The 15,785-nt window shown below is 74.3% G+C and carries 17 protein-coding genes; 13 read left to right on the top strand and 4 right to left on the bottom strand.

Annotated elements, in window-relative coordinates; translation table 11 throughout:
• The first annotated feature begins 56 nt into the window (after nucleotides 1-56).
• The 4 genes from E4U91_RS21765 to E4U91_RS21750 all read left to right on the top strand — a co-directional run bounded on the left by E4U91_RS21765 (nucleotide 57) and on the right by E4U91_RS21750 (nucleotide 4,525).
• On the top strand, nucleotides 57-494 hold the full coding sequence (locus tag E4U91_RS21765) for a gamma-glutamylcyclotransferase family protein (RefSeq protein WP_137308384.1): 438 nt from the start codon (nucleotides 57-59) through the stop codon (nucleotides 492-494).
• An 88-nt stretch (nucleotides 495-582) separates the two neighbouring features.
• Entirely contained in the window at nucleotides 583-1,407 is an 825-nt protein-coding gene (locus tag E4U91_RS21760) for a purine-nucleoside phosphorylase (RefSeq protein ID WP_137308383.1), read from the top strand.
• Nucleotides 1,408-1,505: 98 nt separating this feature from the next.
• Nucleotides 1,506-3,152, top strand: a complete 1,647-nt coding sequence (locus E4U91_RS21755; protein ID WP_137308382.1) for a phospho-sugar mutase — start codon at nucleotides 1,506-1,508, stop codon at nucleotides 3,150-3,152.
• A 179-nt stretch (nucleotides 3,153-3,331) separates the two neighbouring features.
• Nucleotides 3,332-4,525, top strand: a complete 1,194-nt coding sequence (locus E4U91_RS21750) for a hypothetical protein (RefSeq protein WP_404765839.1) — start codon at nucleotides 3,332-3,334, stop codon at nucleotides 4,523-4,525.
• Between the two features lie 16 nt (nucleotides 4,526-4,541).
• On the opposite strand, the gene E4U91_RS21745 is transcribed toward E4U91_RS21750, so the two are convergent.
• Nucleotides 4,542-5,240 (bottom strand): PH domain-containing protein, encoded by a 699-nt coding sequence (locus tag E4U91_RS21745; RefSeq protein WP_137308381.1) that lies wholly within the window; start codon nucleotides 5,238-5,240, stop codon nucleotides 4,542-4,544.
• A 129-nt stretch (nucleotides 5,241-5,369) separates the two neighbouring features.
• On the opposite strand from E4U91_RS21745, the gene deoC reads away from it, so the two are divergent.
• Genes deoC through E4U91_RS21730 form a run of 3 tightly spaced genes read left to right on the top strand, consistent with a single transcriptional unit; the run spans nucleotide 5,370 to nucleotide 8,784 of the window.
• Entirely contained in the window at nucleotides 5,370-6,335 is a 966-nt protein-coding gene (deoC, locus tag E4U91_RS21740; protein WP_174867841.1) for a deoxyribose-phosphate aldolase, read from the top strand.
• Between the two features lie 6 nt (nucleotides 6,336-6,341).
• A complete protein-coding gene (locus tag E4U91_RS21735; RefSeq protein WP_137308380.1) occupies nucleotides 6,342-7,778 on the top strand; it encodes an aldehyde dehydrogenase family protein in 1,437 nt (478 codons plus the stop codon).
• Entirely contained in the window at nucleotides 7,771-8,784 is a 1,014-nt protein-coding gene (locus E4U91_RS21730; RefSeq protein WP_241678654.1) for an aldehyde dehydrogenase family protein, read from the top strand. Before E4U91_RS21735 ends, E4U91_RS21730 begins: the two co-directional genes overlap by 8 nt.
• Before the next feature lie 91 nt (nucleotides 8,785-8,875).
• Here the strand turns inward: E4U91_RS21730 and E4U91_RS21725 are convergent, their stop codons facing one another.
• Nucleotides 8,876-9,283, bottom strand: a complete 408-nt coding sequence (locus E4U91_RS21725; protein WP_137308379.1) for a hypothetical protein — start codon at nucleotides 9,281-9,283, stop codon at nucleotides 8,876-8,878.
• 59 nt (nucleotides 9,284-9,342) lie between these two features.
• Here E4U91_RS21725 and E4U91_RS21720 point away from each other — a divergent pair, with 59 nt between their 5' ends.
• Nucleotides 9,343-10,122, top strand: a complete 780-nt coding sequence (locus E4U91_RS21720) for a uridine kinase (protein WP_241678653.1) — start codon at nucleotides 9,343-9,345, stop codon at nucleotides 10,120-10,122.
• A gap of 254 nt (nucleotides 10,123-10,376) precedes the next feature.
• Here E4U91_RS21720 and E4U91_RS21715 read toward each other — a convergent pair whose 3' ends face one another.
• Nucleotides 10,377-11,114 (bottom strand): SigE family RNA polymerase sigma factor, encoded by a 738-nt coding sequence (locus tag E4U91_RS21715; RefSeq protein WP_137308378.1) that lies wholly within the window; start codon nucleotides 11,112-11,114, stop codon nucleotides 10,377-10,379.
• 262 nt (nucleotides 11,115-11,376) lie between these two features.
• Here E4U91_RS21715 and afsQ1 point away from each other — a divergent pair, with 262 nt between their 5' ends.
• The 5 genes from afsQ1 (at nucleotide 11,377) to E4U91_RS21690 (ending at nucleotide 15,248) form a co-directional block, all read left to right on the top strand.
• Nucleotides 11,377-12,054: a two-component system response regulator AfsQ1 gene (afsQ1, locus tag E4U91_RS21710; protein WP_174867840.1), complete on the top strand. Its 678-nt coding sequence runs from the start codon at nucleotides 11,377-11,379 to the stop codon at nucleotides 12,052-12,054.
• A complete protein-coding gene (locus E4U91_RS21705) occupies nucleotides 12,051-13,697 on the top strand; it encodes a sensor histidine kinase (protein ID WP_137308376.1) in 1,647 nt (548 codons plus the stop codon). Before afsQ1 ends, E4U91_RS21705 begins: the two co-directional genes overlap by 4 nt.
• Nucleotides 13,694-14,305, top strand: coding sequence for a hypothetical protein (locus E4U91_RS21700; RefSeq protein WP_137308375.1), 612 nt, complete (start codon nucleotides 13,694-13,696; stop codon nucleotides 14,303-14,305). The genes E4U91_RS21705 and E4U91_RS21700 overlap by 4 nt, the downstream gene beginning before the upstream one ends.
• 93 nt (nucleotides 14,306-14,398) lie before the next feature.
• Nucleotides 14,399-14,950, top strand: coding sequence for a VanZ family protein (locus E4U91_RS21695; protein WP_137308374.1), 552 nt, complete (start codon nucleotides 14,399-14,401; stop codon nucleotides 14,948-14,950).
• A 97-nt stretch (nucleotides 14,951-15,047) separates the two neighbouring features.
• Nucleotides 15,048-15,248 (top strand): PspC domain-containing protein, encoded by a 201-nt coding sequence (locus E4U91_RS21690; RefSeq protein ID WP_137308373.1) that lies wholly within the window; start codon nucleotides 15,048-15,050, stop codon nucleotides 15,246-15,248.
• An 89-nt stretch (nucleotides 15,249-15,337) separates the two neighbouring features.
• Here the strand turns inward: E4U91_RS21690 and E4U91_RS21685 are convergent, their stop codons facing one another.
• Nucleotides 15,338-15,694 (bottom strand): ATP-binding protein, encoded by a 357-nt coding sequence (locus E4U91_RS21685; RefSeq protein ID WP_137308372.1) that lies wholly within the window; start codon nucleotides 15,692-15,694, stop codon nucleotides 15,338-15,340.
• Nucleotides 15,695-15,785: the final 91 nt, after the last annotated feature.

The following is a 15,785-nucleotide window of genomic DNA, read 5'->3' as shown; positions in this document are numbered from 1 at the left end:
CACCGGGGGCCGCTGGGACGCGGGTGGCGCGCGGGCCGCTGCCGTACCCTCGTCGCATGTCGCTCTACGCCGCGTACGCCGGCAATCTCGACGCCCGGCTGATGACGCGCCGCGCCCCGCACTCGCCGCTGCGCGCCACCGGCTGGCTGAGCGGCTGGCGGCTCACCTTCGGCGGCGAGCACATGGGCTGGGAGGGCGCGCTGGCGACGCTCGTCGAGGACCCGGTGTCCCAGGTCTTCGTGGCGCTGTACGACATCGCCCCGATGGACGAGGACTCGCTGGACCGCTGGGAGGGCGTGGGCCTCGGGATATACCGCCGGGTCCGGGTGCGGGCGCACACGCTGGAGGGCGAGGAGAACGCGTGGGCGTACGTCCTCGACGGCTACGAGGGCGGCCTGCCCTCGGCCCGCTACCTCGGGGAGCTCGCCGACGCGGCGGAGTCGGCGGGAGCGCCGTACGACTACGTGATGGAGCTGCGCAAGCGCCCCTGCTGACGCTCGTTGGAAACGACAAGACAACGATCGCCTTCCCGTGCGCTCTGTCATCTACGCGCGTAGGCCGGGACCGGCTACCCTCATCGGCGTGAACGCATCTCTTCTCCCGGACGACATCCAGGGCGACCCCCTCGCGGCCGCCGACGCCGCCGCCGCGCGCCTGCGCGCACTGACGGGCGCCGAGACCCACGACGTCGCCCTCGTGATGGGCTCCGGCTGGGCCCCGGCGGTGGACGCCCTGGGCGCCCCCGACGCCGAGCTCCAGGTCACCGAGCTGCCCGGCTTCCCGCCGCCGGCGGTGGAGGGCCACGGGGGCAAGATCCGCTCGTACCGCATCGGCGACAAGCGGGCGCTGGTCTTCCTCGGCCGTACGCACTTCTACGAGGGCCGGGGCGTCGCGGCGGTCGCGCACGGGGTGCGCACCGCGGTGTCCGCCGGCTGCAAGACGATCGTGCTGACCAACGGCTGCGGCGGTCTGCGCGAGGGCATGCGTCCCGGGCAGCCCGTCCTGATCAGCGACCACATCAACCTGACGGCGACCTCGCCGATCGTCGGGGCGAACTTCGTGGACCTGACCGACCTGTACTCGCCGCGGCTGCGCGCGCTGTGCAAGGAGATCGACCCGACGCTGGAGGAGGGCGTGTACGCCCAGTTCCCCGGCCCGCACTACGAGACGCCGGCCGAGATCCGGATGGCGCGGGTCATCGGGGCCGACCTGGTGGGCATGTCGACGGTGCTCGAGGCCATCGCGGCGCGGGAGGCCGGGGCCGAGGTGCTGGGGATCTCGCTGGTCACCAACCTCGCCGCCGGGATGACCGGGGAGCCGCTGAACCACGAGGAGGTCCTCCAGGCGGGCCGCGACAGCGCCACCCGCATGGGCTCCCTGCTGGCCCAGCTGCTCGGCCGCCTGTAGCCGGAGCGCCGGGGGGCCCGCCCGGCCCCCTGGTCCCGGACGGTCCGAACGACGGGCCCCCACGGCCCACCGCACCCCACACGAGAGGCTGACCCGACGTGCACGACGACCTGACCTCCCGGGCCCGGGCGTGGCTCGCCGAGGACCCGGACCCCGAGACCCGCGACGAGCTGGCCGCCCTCCTCGCGTCCGGTGACACCGCCGAGCTCGCCGCCCGCTTCGCCGGCACCCTGCAGTTCGGCACCGCCGGGCTGCGCGGCGAGCTGGGCGCCGGCCCGATGCGCATGAACCGCTCGGTCGTCATCCGCGCCGCCGCGGGCCTGGCCGCGTACCTCAAGAAGAACGGCACCCCCCACGGCGGCGCCGACGCCGGCCTGGTCGTCATCGGCTACGACGCCCGCCACAAGTCCGCGGACTTCGCCCGCGACACCGCCGCCGTGATGACCGGCGCGGGCCTGCGCGCGGCCGTCCTGCCCCGCCCGCTGCCGACCCCGGTGCTCGCGTTCGCCATACGGCACCTCGGCGCGGTCGCCGGCGTGGAGGTCACCGCCAGCCACAACCCGCCGCGCGACAACGGCTACAAGGTCTACCTGGGCGACGGCTCCCAGATCGTCCCGCCCGCCGACGCCGGCATCGCCGCGGAGATCGACGCGATCGCCGCCCTCGCCGACGTTCCGCGCCCCGACGGGGGCTGGCTGACGCTGGACGACTCCGTGCTGGAGGCGTACCTCGCGCGCACCGACGCCGTGCTGTCGCCCGGCTCGCCGCGCACCGCCCGCACCGTGTACACGGCGATGCACGGGGTCGGCAAGGACGTCCTGCTCGCCGCGTTCGCCCGGGCCGGGTTCCCCGCGCCCGTGCTGGTCGCCGAGCAGGCCGAGCCCGACCCGCTGTTCCCGACCGTGGCCTTCCCCAACCCGGAGGAGCCCGGCGCGATGGACCTCGCCTTCGCCAGGGCGCGGGAGACCGACCCGGACCTGGTGATCGCCAACGACCCGGACGCCGACCGCTGCGCCGTGGCCGTCGAGGACGGCGGCGCCTGGCGCATGCTGCGCGGCGACGAGGTGGGCGCGCTGCTCGGCGCGCACCTGGTGGCCCGCGGCGCGCGCGGCACCTTCGCCGAGTCGATCGTCTCCTCCTCCCTGCTCGGCCGGATCGCCGAGAAGGCGGGCCTGCCCTACGAGGAGACCCTGACGGGCTTCAAGTGGATCGCCCGCGTCGACGGCCTGCGCTACGGCTACGAGGAGGCACTCGGCTACTGCGTGGACCCCGAGGGGGTGCGCGACAAGGACGGCATCACCGCCGCCCTGCTCGTCACCGAGCTCGCCTCCGTCCTGAAGGCCGGGGGCCGCACCCTCGTGGACCTGCTGGACGACCTCGCCGTGGAGCACGGGCTGCACGCCACCGACCAGCTGTCGGTGCGGGTGCAGGACCTGTCGGTCATCGCCGACGCCATGCGCCGGCTGCGCGAGCACCCGCCGACGCAGCTGGCGGGCCTGCCCGTCACCCGCGCGGAGGACCTCGAGCGGGGCACGCAGACCCTGCCGCCGACCGACGGCCTGCGCTACACGCTCGACGGCGCCCGGGTGGTGGTCCGCCCCAGCGGCACCGAGCCGAAGCTGAAGTGCTACCTGGAGGTGGTCGTCCCGGTCGACGCCCACGCCGCCCTCCCGGCGGCCCGCACCCGGGCCACGGAACTCCTCGCGGCGATCAAGCGGGACCTGTCGGCGGCGGCCGGCATCTGAGGTCCCGGGGGGCGCACGGACCGTCCCCCGCACGGGTGCCGCGCGGCCCACGTCGTGGCACTCCATCGGGTGAATCCCCCGCGACAGCCGACGCACGCTGCGCGCGGGGTCGCTCCGGGCGGGCAACGGTGGACCGGTACGACCGTCCGCCCACCGAGTCCGTGCCCGGAGCCGCCGCCGTGACCTCCACCCTCCCCGACACCGCCCGCGGCGCAGGCGTCCCGGGCACCCGGCGCCGGTCCCCCGCCCCGGCCGCTCCGCGCGCGTACCGGCCGGGCCCGGCGTACGCGGCGCCCGCCCTGCTGGCGTACCTCGCGGTGCGGCTCACGGGGCTGCTGTTCCTCACCGTCTGGGCGCACCGGCGCCACCACGGCGTCTGGCCGATCCTGGCGACCCACTGGGACGCCGACTGGTACCTGGGGATCGCCGACCACGGGTACGCCCGCACCCTGGGCACCGCGTTCGACGCGAACAACCTGGCGTTCTTCCCGCTGTATCCGGTGCTGGTCAAGGCGGTCGCGGCGGTCACCCCGGGCAGCCGGGCCACGACGGGCCTGTGCCTCGCGGTCGCCGCCTCGTTCGCCGCCGCGTGGGGGATCTTCGCCGTCGGCGACCGCCTGCACGGCCGGCGCACGGGGGTGCTGCTGACCGTGCTGTGGGCGGCGCTGCCGGTCGGGCTCGTGCAGTGGATGGGGTACACCGAGTCGCTGTTCACGGCGTGCGCGGCCTGGGCGCTGTACGCGGTGCTCGCGCGGTGCTGGATCACGGCCGGGGTGCTGGCGTCGCTGGCCGGGCTCACCCGGCCGACCGGCGTCGCGGTGGCCGCCGCGGTCGCCGTGGCGGCGCTGCTCGCCCTGCGCGGGCGGCCGGTCCCGCCGCGGGCCCTGGCCGCGGTGTTCCTCGCCCCGCTCGGCTGGTGCGCGTACGTCGGCTGGGTGGGGCTGCGCCTGCACCGCTGGGACGGCTACTTCGCCGTACAGCGGCTGTGGCACAACGAGTGGGACGGCGGGGCGGAGACCCTGCGCCGGTTCCGGGAGCTGCTGGGGCGGGACTCGACGCCGGAGCTGTTCCTCGTGGTGGTGACGGTGACGCTGCTGGTGTCGGTGGTGCTGTACGGGCTGTCGCTGGCGGACCGGCAGCCGGTGGCGCTGCTGGTGTTCACCGGGGTGCTGCTGGTGATCGTGCTGGGCAGCGGCGGGGTGTACTTCCCGCGGGCCCGCTTCCTGCTGCCCGGCTTCCCGCTGCTGCTGCCCGTGGCCCTGCACCTGCACCGGGCCTCGCGGCGCTTCCTGGCGCTGGCGCTTGCAGCGGCGGTGCTGGGCGGCGCGTACTGCGGCGCCTACATGTCCCTGGTGTGGACGAGCGCCCCCTGAGCGCGCCGCCGCCCGCTCAGCCGACGGCGATGAGGATCACCAGGAGCACCGCACCCGCGAGCGCCGGGCCCAGGATCTCCCAGGCCCACCGCACGGTGACCCCGTCCGGCCCGGCCGGTGCGGGTCCCGCGGTCTTCTCGTGGTCCGCGTGCAGGTGGCGCAGCTCGTCCATCACCTTGTCGGTCTCCGCCCGCAGGGGGCCCTCGGGCACCTCCGGGAGCACGGCGCCGCGCCCACCCCTCGTAGCGCGTCCCTCACGCCCGGCCGCGGCCTCGGCCCGCACCCGCGCCTCCTTGCGCGAGGCGCGCTTGCGGGCGCGCAGGGACACCGGGACGGCCCACAGCTGGTACTTGTCGCCGTCCGCGGTGACGGCCTCGTTGGAGAAGCCGGACCGCAGCGAGACGACCTGGCCCCAGGGCAGCACGACGACCCGGAAGGGGTTGCGCACCCGCAGCCGCTCGGGGTCCGCGAACACGGCGGGCCGCAGCGTGAAGGCGACCACCAGCGGGACGCCGAGGAGCAGCGAGGCGAGCGCCAGCCAGGGGACGCGGCCCTCGCCGACGACGAGCGCGTCGATGCCGAGCCATCCCATGAGGGCGAGCAGCAGCACCCCGCCGGCCATGCCCGCGGGCGACCGGTAGATCCGGTCCTTGACGGCAGGGACGGCGGGGACCGGGGACTGCGGCTCGGGTGACTCGTGGTCGGGGGTCGTCATGCGCCCGATTCTGCCTCAGCGCCCCGCGGCCGGCCCGACCGCCTCCGCGCGCCGTTCCGCCCGCCCGCGGTGGGCCGCCGGTCACCGCCGAGGCTGTACAGCCGCTACGCGCGTAGATATGCTCGTCTGGTGACCATGCCCACTACCGCACCCACAGCCAACGCTCTCGCCGACGTCACCGCGTCCGACAGCACGCTGCGCCGCTTCCTGCACGGGCTGCCCGGCGTCGACGCGGTCGGCCTGGAGGCGCGCGCCGCCTCGCTAGGCACCCGTTCCATCAAGACCACCGCGAAGGCGTACGCGATCGACCTCGCCATCTCGATGGTCGACCTGACGACGCTGGAAGGCGCGGACACCCCGGGCAAGGTCCGGGCGCTCGGCGCCAAGGCGGTCCTGCCCGACCCGACCGACCGCACGGCGCCCGCCACGGCCGCGGTCTGCGTCTACCCCGACATGGTGGCCGTCGCCAAGCAGGCCGTCGCCGGCTCCGGCGTGAAGGTCGCCTCGGTCGCCACCGCCTTCCCCGCGGGCCGCGCCGCGCTGGAGGTGAAGCTCGCCGACGTGCGCGACGCCGTCGCCGCCGGCGCCGACGAGGTGGACATGGTCATCGACCGCGGGGCGTTCCTCGCGGGCAAGTACCTCAAGGTGTACGACGAGATCGTCGCCGTGAAGGAGGCCTGCGGCGGCGACGCCCGCCTGAAGGTCATCTTCGAGACCGGCGAGCTGTCGACGTACGACAACATCCGCCGGGCCAGCTGGCTCGGGATGCTCGCCGGCGCCGACTTCATCAAGACCTCGACCGGCAAGGTCGCCGTCAACGCGACCCCCGCGAACACCCTGTTGATGCTGGAGGCGGTCCGCGACTTCCGGGCGCAGACCGGCGTCCAGGTCGGCGTGAAGCCGGCGGGCGGCATCCGCACCAGCAAGGACGCGATCAAGTTCCTGGTCCTGGTCAACGAGACCGTGGGCGAGGACTGGCTGGACAACCACTGGTTCCGCTTCGGCGCCTCCTCGCTCCTGAACGACCTGCTGATGCAGCGCCAGAAGCTGGCCACCGGCCGCTACTCCGGCCCCGACTACGTGACGGTGGACTGATTCCCCATGGCTTCCGCATTCGAGTACGCACCGGCGCCCGAGTCCCGCTCGGTCGTCGACATCGCCCCGTCCTACGGCCTGTTCGTCGACGGTGAGTTCACCGAGGCCGCCGACGGCAAGGTCTTCAAGACGATCAGCCCCAGCACGGAGGAGGTCCTCTCCGAGGTCGCCCGCGCCGGGGCCGAGGACGTCGACCGCGCCGTCCGGGCCGCCCGCAAGGCGTTCGGGACGTGGTCGGCGCTGCCGGGCGCCGAGCGCGCCAAGTACCTGTTCCGCATCGCCCGGATCATCCAGGAGCGCAGCCGCGAGCTGGCCGTCCTGGAGACGCTGGACAACGGCAAGCCGATCCGGGAGACCCGCGACGCGGACCTCCCGCTGGTCGCCGCGCACTTCTTCTACTACGCGGGCTGGGCCGACAAGCTGGAGCACGCCGGCTTCGGCGCGCACCCGCGGCCCCTCGGCGTCGCGGGCCAGGTCATCCCCTGGAACTTCCCACTGCTGATGCTGGCGTGGAAGATCGCCCCGGCGCTGGCGACCGGCAACACGGTCGTCCTCAAGCCCGCCGAGACGACGCCCCTGTCGGCGCTGTTCTTCGCGGACGTCTGCCGCCAGGCGGGCCTGCCCCGGGGTGTCGTGAACATCCTCCCCGGCTATGGCGACGCGGGCGCCGCGCTGGTCGCGCACCCGGACGTGAACAAGGTGGCCTTCACCGGCTCCACGGCCGTCGGCAAGGAGATCGCGCGCACCGTCGCCGGCACCCGCAAGAAGCTGACGCTGGAACTGGGCGGCAAGGGCGCCAACATCGTCTTCGACGACGCCCCGATCGACCAGGCGGTGGAGGGGATCGTCAACGGCATCTTCTTCAACCAGGGCCAGGTGTGCTGCGCGGGCAGCCGCCTGCTGGTGCAGGAGTCCGTCGAGGAGGAGCTGCTGGACGCCCTCAAGCGCAGGCTGTCCACGCTGCGCCTCGGCGACCCGCTGGACAAGAACACCGACATCGGCGCGATCAACTCCGAGGAGCAGCTCACCCGGATCACCCGGCTCGTCGAGCAGGGCGAGGCGGAGGGCGCCGAGCGCTGGTCCCCGAGCTGCGAGATCCCCTCGGCGGGCTACTGGTTCGCGCCGACGCTGTTCACGAAGGTCACCCAGGCGCACACGGTCGCCCGCGACGAGATCTTCGGCCCGGTGCTGTCGGTCCTGACCTTCCGCACCCCGGACGAGGCGGTCGCCAAGGCGAACAACACGCCGTACGGCCTGTCGGCGGGCGTCTGGACGGAGAAGGGCTCGCGGATCCTGGCGGTGGCGGGCAAGCTGCGCGCGGGCGTGATCTGGTCCAACACGTTCAACAAGTTCGACCCGACCTCGCCGTTCGGCGGTTACAAGGAGTCGGGGTTCGGCCGCGAGGGCGGCCGCCACGGCCTGGAGGGGTACCTCGATGTCTGACAAGACGCACAAGGGCCACAAGGCCCAGAAGGCCCACAAGGCGGGCACGTCCCACCAGGCCGCCGCGGACGTCGAGGCCGTCCCGGCCGTCCCGGGTGACGGGGCGGGCCCGGCCGCCGGGGCCGGGCCGCGGGTGACGGTCCTCAAGACCTACAAGCTGTACGTGGGGGGGAAGTTCCCGCGTTCCGAGAGCGGTCGGGTGTACGAGGTGACTGACTCCGAGGGCAACTGGCTGGCGAACGCGCCGCGGGCGAGCCGCAAGGACGCCCGGGACGCGGTGGTGGCCGCGCGCAAGGCGTTCGGCGGCTGGTCCGGCGCGACCGCCTACAACCGCGGCCAGGTGCTGTACCGGGTCGCGGAGATGCTGGAGGGCCGCCGGCACCAGTTCGTGCGCGAGGTGGCCGACGCCGAGGGCCTGTCCGAGGCGCGGGCCGCCGGGGTCGTGGACGCCACGATCGACCGGTGGGTCTGGTACGCGGGCTGGACCGACAAGATCGCCCAGGTGACCGGCGGCGCCAACCCGGTGGCCGGCCCGTACTTCAATCTCTCCTCGCCCGAACCGACGGGCGTGGTCGCGGTGCTGGCCCCGCAGGAGTCGTCGTTCCTGGGCCTGGTCTCGGTGCTCGCCCCGGTGATCGCCACGGGCAACACCGCGGTGGTGGTGGCCAGCGAGCGCGCCCCGCTGCCCGCGCTGTCCCTGGCCGAGGTCCTGGCCACCTCCGACGTGCCGGGCGGGGTCGTCAACGTCCTGTCCGGCGGTACGGCGGAGCTCGCGGCGCCCCTGGCCGCGCACCAGGACGTCAACGCGATCGACCTCGCGGGCGCCGGCGAGCAACTGGCGAAGGAGCTGGAGGTCGCGGCGGCGGACAATCTGAAGCGGGTACTCCGTCCACAGCCTGTGGATTACTTCGCGACCCCCGGCACCGACCGCATGACGGCGTTCCTGGAGACCAAGACGGTCTGGCACCCCACGGGTTCCCTGGGCGCGTCGGGCTCGTCGTACTGACGGCCGGCCACCCCGGGGCGACACCCACCCCCTGACCAGGGCCGCGGCTCCTCCCCGTCCGGAGGGACCGCGGCCCTGCGCATGCGTGCCGTCAGGCGCCGAGCAGCCCCGTCACCTGTCCCACCAGCGGCATCGAGCCGATCGACGCCGCCTGGGCGACCGGCCGGGTCAGCATCTGGGAGTCGAGGGGCCGGAAGTCGGCGAGCTGGGTGCCGACGCCGTTGTCGAGCGGGTCGACGCCGGTGCCCGCGAGCGGGTTGGGCTTGAGGTTCGTCAGGGCGCCGGTCGCGTACGGCAGCGCTTCCGTCAGTGCCCGCAGGCCCGACTGGGGGTCGATGTGGCCGAGGGAGGTGGGACGGGTGTGCACCCCGCCCAGCAGCGGCGCGGTGTCCGCCGCGGCCGCGGCACCCGCGCCCGCACCGAGGGCGACTCCCGCGGTGGCGAGGACGGCCAGGGCACGCCGGCCGGCGGTGGTCGGGGAGGAGAGGTGTCGGGCCATCACTGCTGCCACCTTTGTGTGCGGAAAGTAAGCGGTTCAGCGCAGAGGGTAGTTGAGATGTGACGCGCGCTTCAAAGCCGACCCGCGGGGTCGTGGGCGGGCCGGGGGATGCCGCACACTGGTGTCCCGTGAGTTCCCATCCCCTCCCGCCCACGCGAGTCGTGCTGCTCTGCGGCCCTTCCGGCTCCGGCAAGTCCCTCCTCGCCGCCCGCTCGGGCCTGCCGGTCCTCAGGCTCGACGACTTCTACAAGGAGGCCGGCGACCCGACGCTGCCGCTGGTGGCGGGGAGCTCCGACATCGACTGGGACCACCCCGACTCCTGGGACGCGGACGCGGCCGTCGCGGCGATCGCCGAGCTGTGCCGCACGCGCCGTACCCGCGTCCCGGTCTACGACATCTCCCTGAGCGCCCGCACCGGCGCGGACGCGCTCGACATCGGGCCGACCCCGCTGTTCATCGCGGAGGGCATCTTCGCGGCCGAGATCGTGCGGCGCTGCCGGGAGCTGGGCCTGCTGGCGGACGCGCTGTGCCTGAGCCGCGGCCCGGTGAAGACGTTCCGCCGCCGTTTCCTGCGGGACCTGCGCGAGGGCCGCAAGTCGGTGCCGTTCCTGCTGCGCAGGGGCTGGCGCCTGATGCGCCAGGAACGCTCGATCGTGGCCCGCCAGACCGCGCTGGGCGCCCACGCCTGCGACCGCGACGAGGCCCTGGACCGGCTGGCGGCCGCGGGGACGGGCGGGGTCGGCGTGCCGGGCGCGCGGGCCGCGCACGAGGTGCGGGACGTGCCGGCCGTACGGGCCGTGCCGGACGTGCGGGACGCCCAGGAGCCGACCCCGGCGTGACGGGAGCGCCCACGGCCCTCCCCACGGAACACACGGAAGCGGGACCGGACGGACCCCCCGGCCCTCCGGTCCCGCTCCCTTTCGGTGCTCCCCCGTGCTTCCCCCTTGCTGTTCCCCCGTGTTCCCCCCGGTCGCGGTACCGCTCCCCGTACGTCCCCCGTCGGGTCCCCCCGGTACCGCTCCCGTGTTCCCCCGTGCGTTCCCCCGTGCGTTCCCCCGTTGCCGGGCCGGGGCCCGGTGTTCCCCCGTGACCCTCAGGCGACGAGCTCCCCGAAGGCGTCCTCCTCGTCACGGCCGAAGCTGAGGACCTCGTCCTCGCGCAGCCGGCGGAGCGACCGCCAGATGCTCGACTTCACCGTGCCGACACTGATGCCGAGGATGTCGGCGATCTCCGGGTCGGTGCGGCCCTCGTAGTAGCGCAGGACCAGCATCGTCCGCTGGGTCTCGGGCAGCCGGGCCAGCGCCTGCCACAGGACGGCGCGCAGCTCGGTGCCGCGCATCGCGTCCGTGTCGCCGGGCGTCTCCGGCAGCTCCTCGGTCGGGTACTCGTTCAGCTTGCGGCGGCGCCACGCGCTGATGTGCAGGTTCGTCATGGTGCGGCGCAGGTAGCCCCCGACCGCGGCCTTGTCGCTGATCCGCTCCCAGGCCCGGTAGGTCGAGAACAGCGCGCTCTGCAGCAGGTCCTCGGCCTCGAACCGGTCGCCGGTGAGGTGGTAGGCGGTGGCGTACAGGGAGGCGCGGCGCTCCTGGACGTAGGCGGTGAACTCCGCCTCCGTCAGGGAGCGGCGCTCCCCCGTCCCCTCCCCGTACGCGGCTCCCCCGTCAGCCGCCTGCTCCCCCGCGTCGGCCACGGCCACCAGGGCCGTGTGCTGACGTCCGGCGCCGCGAGCGCACCCCCGCCCGATCGCAACACCGGACTTCTCCGCACCCCGGTTCACGTCGTGCAGGCGCGTGACCACTGCGCTGGTGCTCATGCCGTGCAGCGTGTTCATCTCGCGCCCCCCGTCGTGGACTTCCGTGGTGTCCGTCTGCTCGGGCGTACGTCCTTGCCCGTGCCGAAAAGCTTGCCGAGGGGACTTCATCGCCGTGTCCGCCGACTGTCACAGACCTGTCACAGGGGCCGGTCCCGGCCGTCGTACCGCGTGTCGCGGCGACGGCCTCACGGAGGGACGGACGCGCGGTGCGGCGGGGCGGTTGCGAGTCCGGCGGCCCCACAGGTCGAACAGAACCCCCCGCATGGGCCAGAATGAGCCCGTGCCTTCCCTGTTGCTGATCGAGGACGACGACGCCATCCGTACGGCCCTGGAGCTCTCCCTGACGCGCCAGGGACACCGGGTGGCCACCGCTGCCAGCGGTGAGGACGGTCTGAAGCTGCTGCGCGAGCAGCGGCCGGATCTCATCGTGCTGGACGTCATGCTGCCCGGCATCGACGGCTTCGAGGTGTGCCGGCGCATCCGGCGCACCGACCAGCTGCCGATCATCCTGCTGACCGCGCGCAGCGACGACATCGACGTCGTCGTCGGCCTGGAGTCCGGGGCGGACGACTACGTCGTCAAGCCCGTGCAGGGCCGGGTGCTCGACGCCCGGATCCGGGCGGTGCTGCGGCGCGGGGAGCGCGAGTCGAACGACGCGGCGGCCTTCGGCAGCCTGGTCATCGACCGGGCCGCCATGACCGTCACCAAGAACGGCGAGGACCTCCAGCTGACGCCGACCGAGCTGCGGCTGCTGCTGGAGCTGAGCCGCCGTCCCGGACAGGCGCTGTCCCGGCAGCAGTTGCTGCGGCTGGTGTGGGAGCACGACTACCTCGGTGACTCGCGCCTGGTGGACGCCTGCGTCCAGCGGCTGCGCGCCAAGGTCGAGGACGTGCCCTCGTCACCGACGCTGATCCGCACGGTCCGGGGTGTCGGCTACCGCCTGGACGCGCCTCAGTGACACGCACGCACGGGGGGTTCCGCGGCTGGGCCGCGGATCGTACGGGACATCTGACCCGACTGCGCTTCACCAGCCTGCGCCTGCGGCTCGTGGTGGTGTTCGGGCTGGTCGCCCTCACCGCCGCCGTCTCGGCGTCCGGCATCGCCTACTGGCTCAACCGCGAGGCGGTGCTCACCCGCACCCAGGGCGCGGTGCTGCGCGACTTCCAGCAGGAGATGCAGAACCGCGCCGGGGCCCTGCCCGCCCACCCCGAGCAGGACGAACTCCAGCACACCGCCGGGCAGATGGCCAACAGCAGCCAGCGTTTCAGCGTGCTCCTCGTCGCCACCGGCACCGACGGCCGGACGGTCTACGGCAACTCCGGCGGGCTGAGCGGGTTCTCGCTGGACGACGTGCCGGCGTCGCTGCGCACGGCGGTGAACAAGCAGCAGCCGCTCACCGGCGGCAACAAGTCGCCGTACCACCTGTACTGGCAGCGGGTCGTCGACCACGGCACGCCGTACCTCGTCGCGGGCACGCGGGTGATCGGCGGCGGGCCGACCGGCTACCTGCGCAAGTCGCTGGAGCCCGAGGCGAAGGACCTCAACTCGCTGGCCTGGTCGCTGGGGATCGCCACCGGGCTCGCGCTGATCGGCGCCGCGCTGCTCGCGCAGGCCGCCGCCACGACCGTGCTGAAGCCGGTGCACCGGCTGGGCGTCGCCGCCCGGCGGCTCGGCGAGGGCCGGCTCGACACCCGGCTGCGGGTGTCCGGCACCGACGAACTCGCCGATCTCTCGCGGACGTTCAACAACGCCGCCGAGGCACTGGAGAAACGGGTCGCCGACATGGCCGCCCGCGACGAGGCGTCCCGGCGCTTCGTCGCCGACATGAGCCACGAGCTGCGCACCCCGCTCACCGCCATCACCGCCGTCACCGAGGTGCTGGAGGAGGAGCTGGAGGCCGAGACCGGCAGCATGGACCCGATGATCGAACCGGCCGTACGGCTGGTGGTCAGCGAGACCCGGCGGCTGAACGACCTGGTGGAGAACCTGATGGAGGTCACCCGCTTCGACGCGGGCACCGCCCGGCTGGTGCTCGACGACGTGGACGTGGCCGACCAGATCACCGCCTGCATCGACGCCCGCGCCTGGCTCGACGCGGTGGACCTGGACGCCGAGCGCGGCATCCACGCCCGCCTCGACCCGCGCCGCCTCGACGTCATCCTCGCCAACCTCGTCGGCAACGCCCTCAAGCACGGCGGCTCGCCGGTGCGGGTGTCGGTGCGCGCGGAGCGGGCGGACGCGCCGGGCAAGGAGACCGGTGACGGCGGCGACGGCGGTGAGGAGTCCGTGGTGATCGCCGTGCGCGACCACGGGCCCGGCATCCCCGAGGACGTCCTGCCGCACGTCTTCGACCGGTTCTACAAGGCCAGCGCCTCCCGGCCGCGGTCCGAGGGCAGCGGCCTCGGCCTGTCCATCGCCCAGGAGAACGCGCACATCCACGGCGGTGCCATCACCGCCGCCAACTGCCCGGAAGGCGGCGCCGTGTTCACGCTGCGGCTGCCCCGGGACGCCTCGGACCTGGCCGAGCAGCCGGGCGAGCGCGCGGGCGCGGTCCAGGTCACGGGCCGGGGCGCGGGGCAGGGCCAGGAGGACGCCCGATGAACATACGCCGACTGCCGGGCCTGCTCGCGCTGCCCGTGCTCGCCGTGCTGCTCGCCGGGTGCGGGATCCGGTCCACCGAGGTGCCGACCGACTTCGGGCCCGCGCCCTCCCGGGTGCGGTGCTCGCTCGCCGACCCCGGCCGGGCCACGCAGGGCGGCGCGGGCGTGCCCGTGCAGGTGTTCCTGCTGTGCGGGTCGTCGCTGGTGGCGGTCGACCGGGCGGTGCCGGTGCCGGACGGCGCGGCCGGCGCCGAGCGGCGGGTGCTGGTGGCGCAGGGCCTGCTCGACCAGCTGGCGCAGTCGCCGTCGGCGGCCGAGAAGGAGGCCGGGTACACCACCGACGTGCGCGGCGGCGTGACGGTGAGCGGCCCGGGCGCGGACGACCCGGATGACGCACTGCGGCTGTCCGCGGCCCCCGGCTCGCTCACGTCGTACGCCCTCGCCCAGGTGGTGTGCACGCTGTCCGACTCGGCGGCCACCGAGGGCGACGGCTCGGTGGTCCTCGGCGGCCCGGGGACGCAGCCGCCGCGCCGCTACGCCTGCACCTCCGGGGTGCGCTCCCGCCCCGGCAGCAACGAACCGCCGTCCTCCGAGGTCACCGACGGCTGAACGGTCGCGGGGCGAAGGATGTGGCGCACGCCTCGTCCGCCGGTTCGGTGGTGGTCCGGAACCGATCGTCCAGCGGCGGGCGTCTAGTGGGTCGTGCAGCGTCAAGGCTCCGTCGGCGGCAGCGCCGCGTACCGCATCCGTGTGGCCGGGGGTGTTCTCCTGGCCGCACACCTCGCGTTCGTCGCCTGGTACGCGCTGCGCCCGCTGGACGTCCCGTGGGTCGTGCCCACGAACCTGCACCCGTTCGCCGGCATCCGCGCCGACGTGGCGCTCGGCTGGCCGCAGGCGGCCCGCCGCATCGGCACCGGTCTCGGGCTGCTCGCCCCGCTGGGCGTCCTGCTGCCGCTGGTGCACGGCCGGCCGGCCGTCTCCCCGCTCGCCTCGCTGATCCGCACGGTCCTGGCGGGCGCCCTGCTGTCGCTGGTCATCGAGCTGCTCCAGACGGGCGTGCCGGGCCAGGTGGTCGACGTGGACTCGCTGCTGCTCAACACGGCCGGGGTGGGTCTCGCCCACGCCCTCGTCGTCCCCGCGGTCCGCACCCGGCTCCGCCGCAGGGCGGACCGCCGGCTCCTGCGGGCCCCCCGCCAGGAGGAACCGGTTCAGGGTCGCACCCCGACGATTCCCAGGGTCGGGATCGCCCCGTAGAGCGACGCTCGGGCGGATTCGTCCCCCTACCGTGGAAGGCACAGTCGAGGGGCCACCGGGGTCACCTCCGACGGACGTCCGCGAAGGAGCCGCTTCCATGTCCAGCCTCGCCCGACCCACCCACGGACGCGTGATCGGCGGCGTGTGCGCCGCGCTGGCCCGGCGGTTCGGCACGTCCGCCACGACGATGCGCGTGATCTTCCTGGTCTCCTGCCTGCTGCCGGGACCCCAGTTCCTGCTCTACCTGGCACTGTGGGTGCTGCTGCCCTCGGAGGACAAGGCCCGCACCGCCTGGTGACCGGCCGGCGCGCCGCGTCCGGCGCGCACCCGAACGCCGTCGGGGCGCACCGGAGTCGACCGGTGCGCCCCGACGGCGTGCGGGCGGGCTCAGCCCAGCGGGACCCCGTTCACGGGCAGGCCGTGCGTCGGCAGGCCCTGCACCGGCAGGCCGCCGAGGAGGCCGGCGACCGGCTTGGTCGGGCCCTCGGCGACGAGGCGCTCCGCGATCGGCTGGACCGCGGTCAGGCCGCGGCCGACCGCCGGCTGGGCCTGCTTCAGCGCCTGGCCGGCCCCCGGCAGCGCCTGGGCGACGGTCTCCGCCGGCAGCGTCCGGGTGACGCCGTCCAGGGTCTGGGCGGCGTCCGGCAGGGCGGCGGGGGCGGCGTTCGCCGCACCCGCGCCGGCGGCGGCGAAGGCGGCACCGAGGGTGGCGACGCCGAGGGTCTTGGCAGCAGACTGCTTCATGAATGCGTCCTCGAATGGGATACGGGGAACCGAGCGGTCCACGACCGTAAACATGCATGGGTGCCCACCGCAAACATCGAAATGCGGACGG

The organism is Streptomyces lasalocidi, assembly GCF_005280215.1.
Classification (GTDB): Bacteria; Actinomycetota; Actinomycetes; order Streptomycetales; family Streptomycetaceae; genus Streptomyces; species Streptomyces longwoodensis.
The sequence above is the reverse complement of the archived record's forward strand: the minus strand, read 5'-3'. Positions and strand labels throughout refer to the sequence as shown.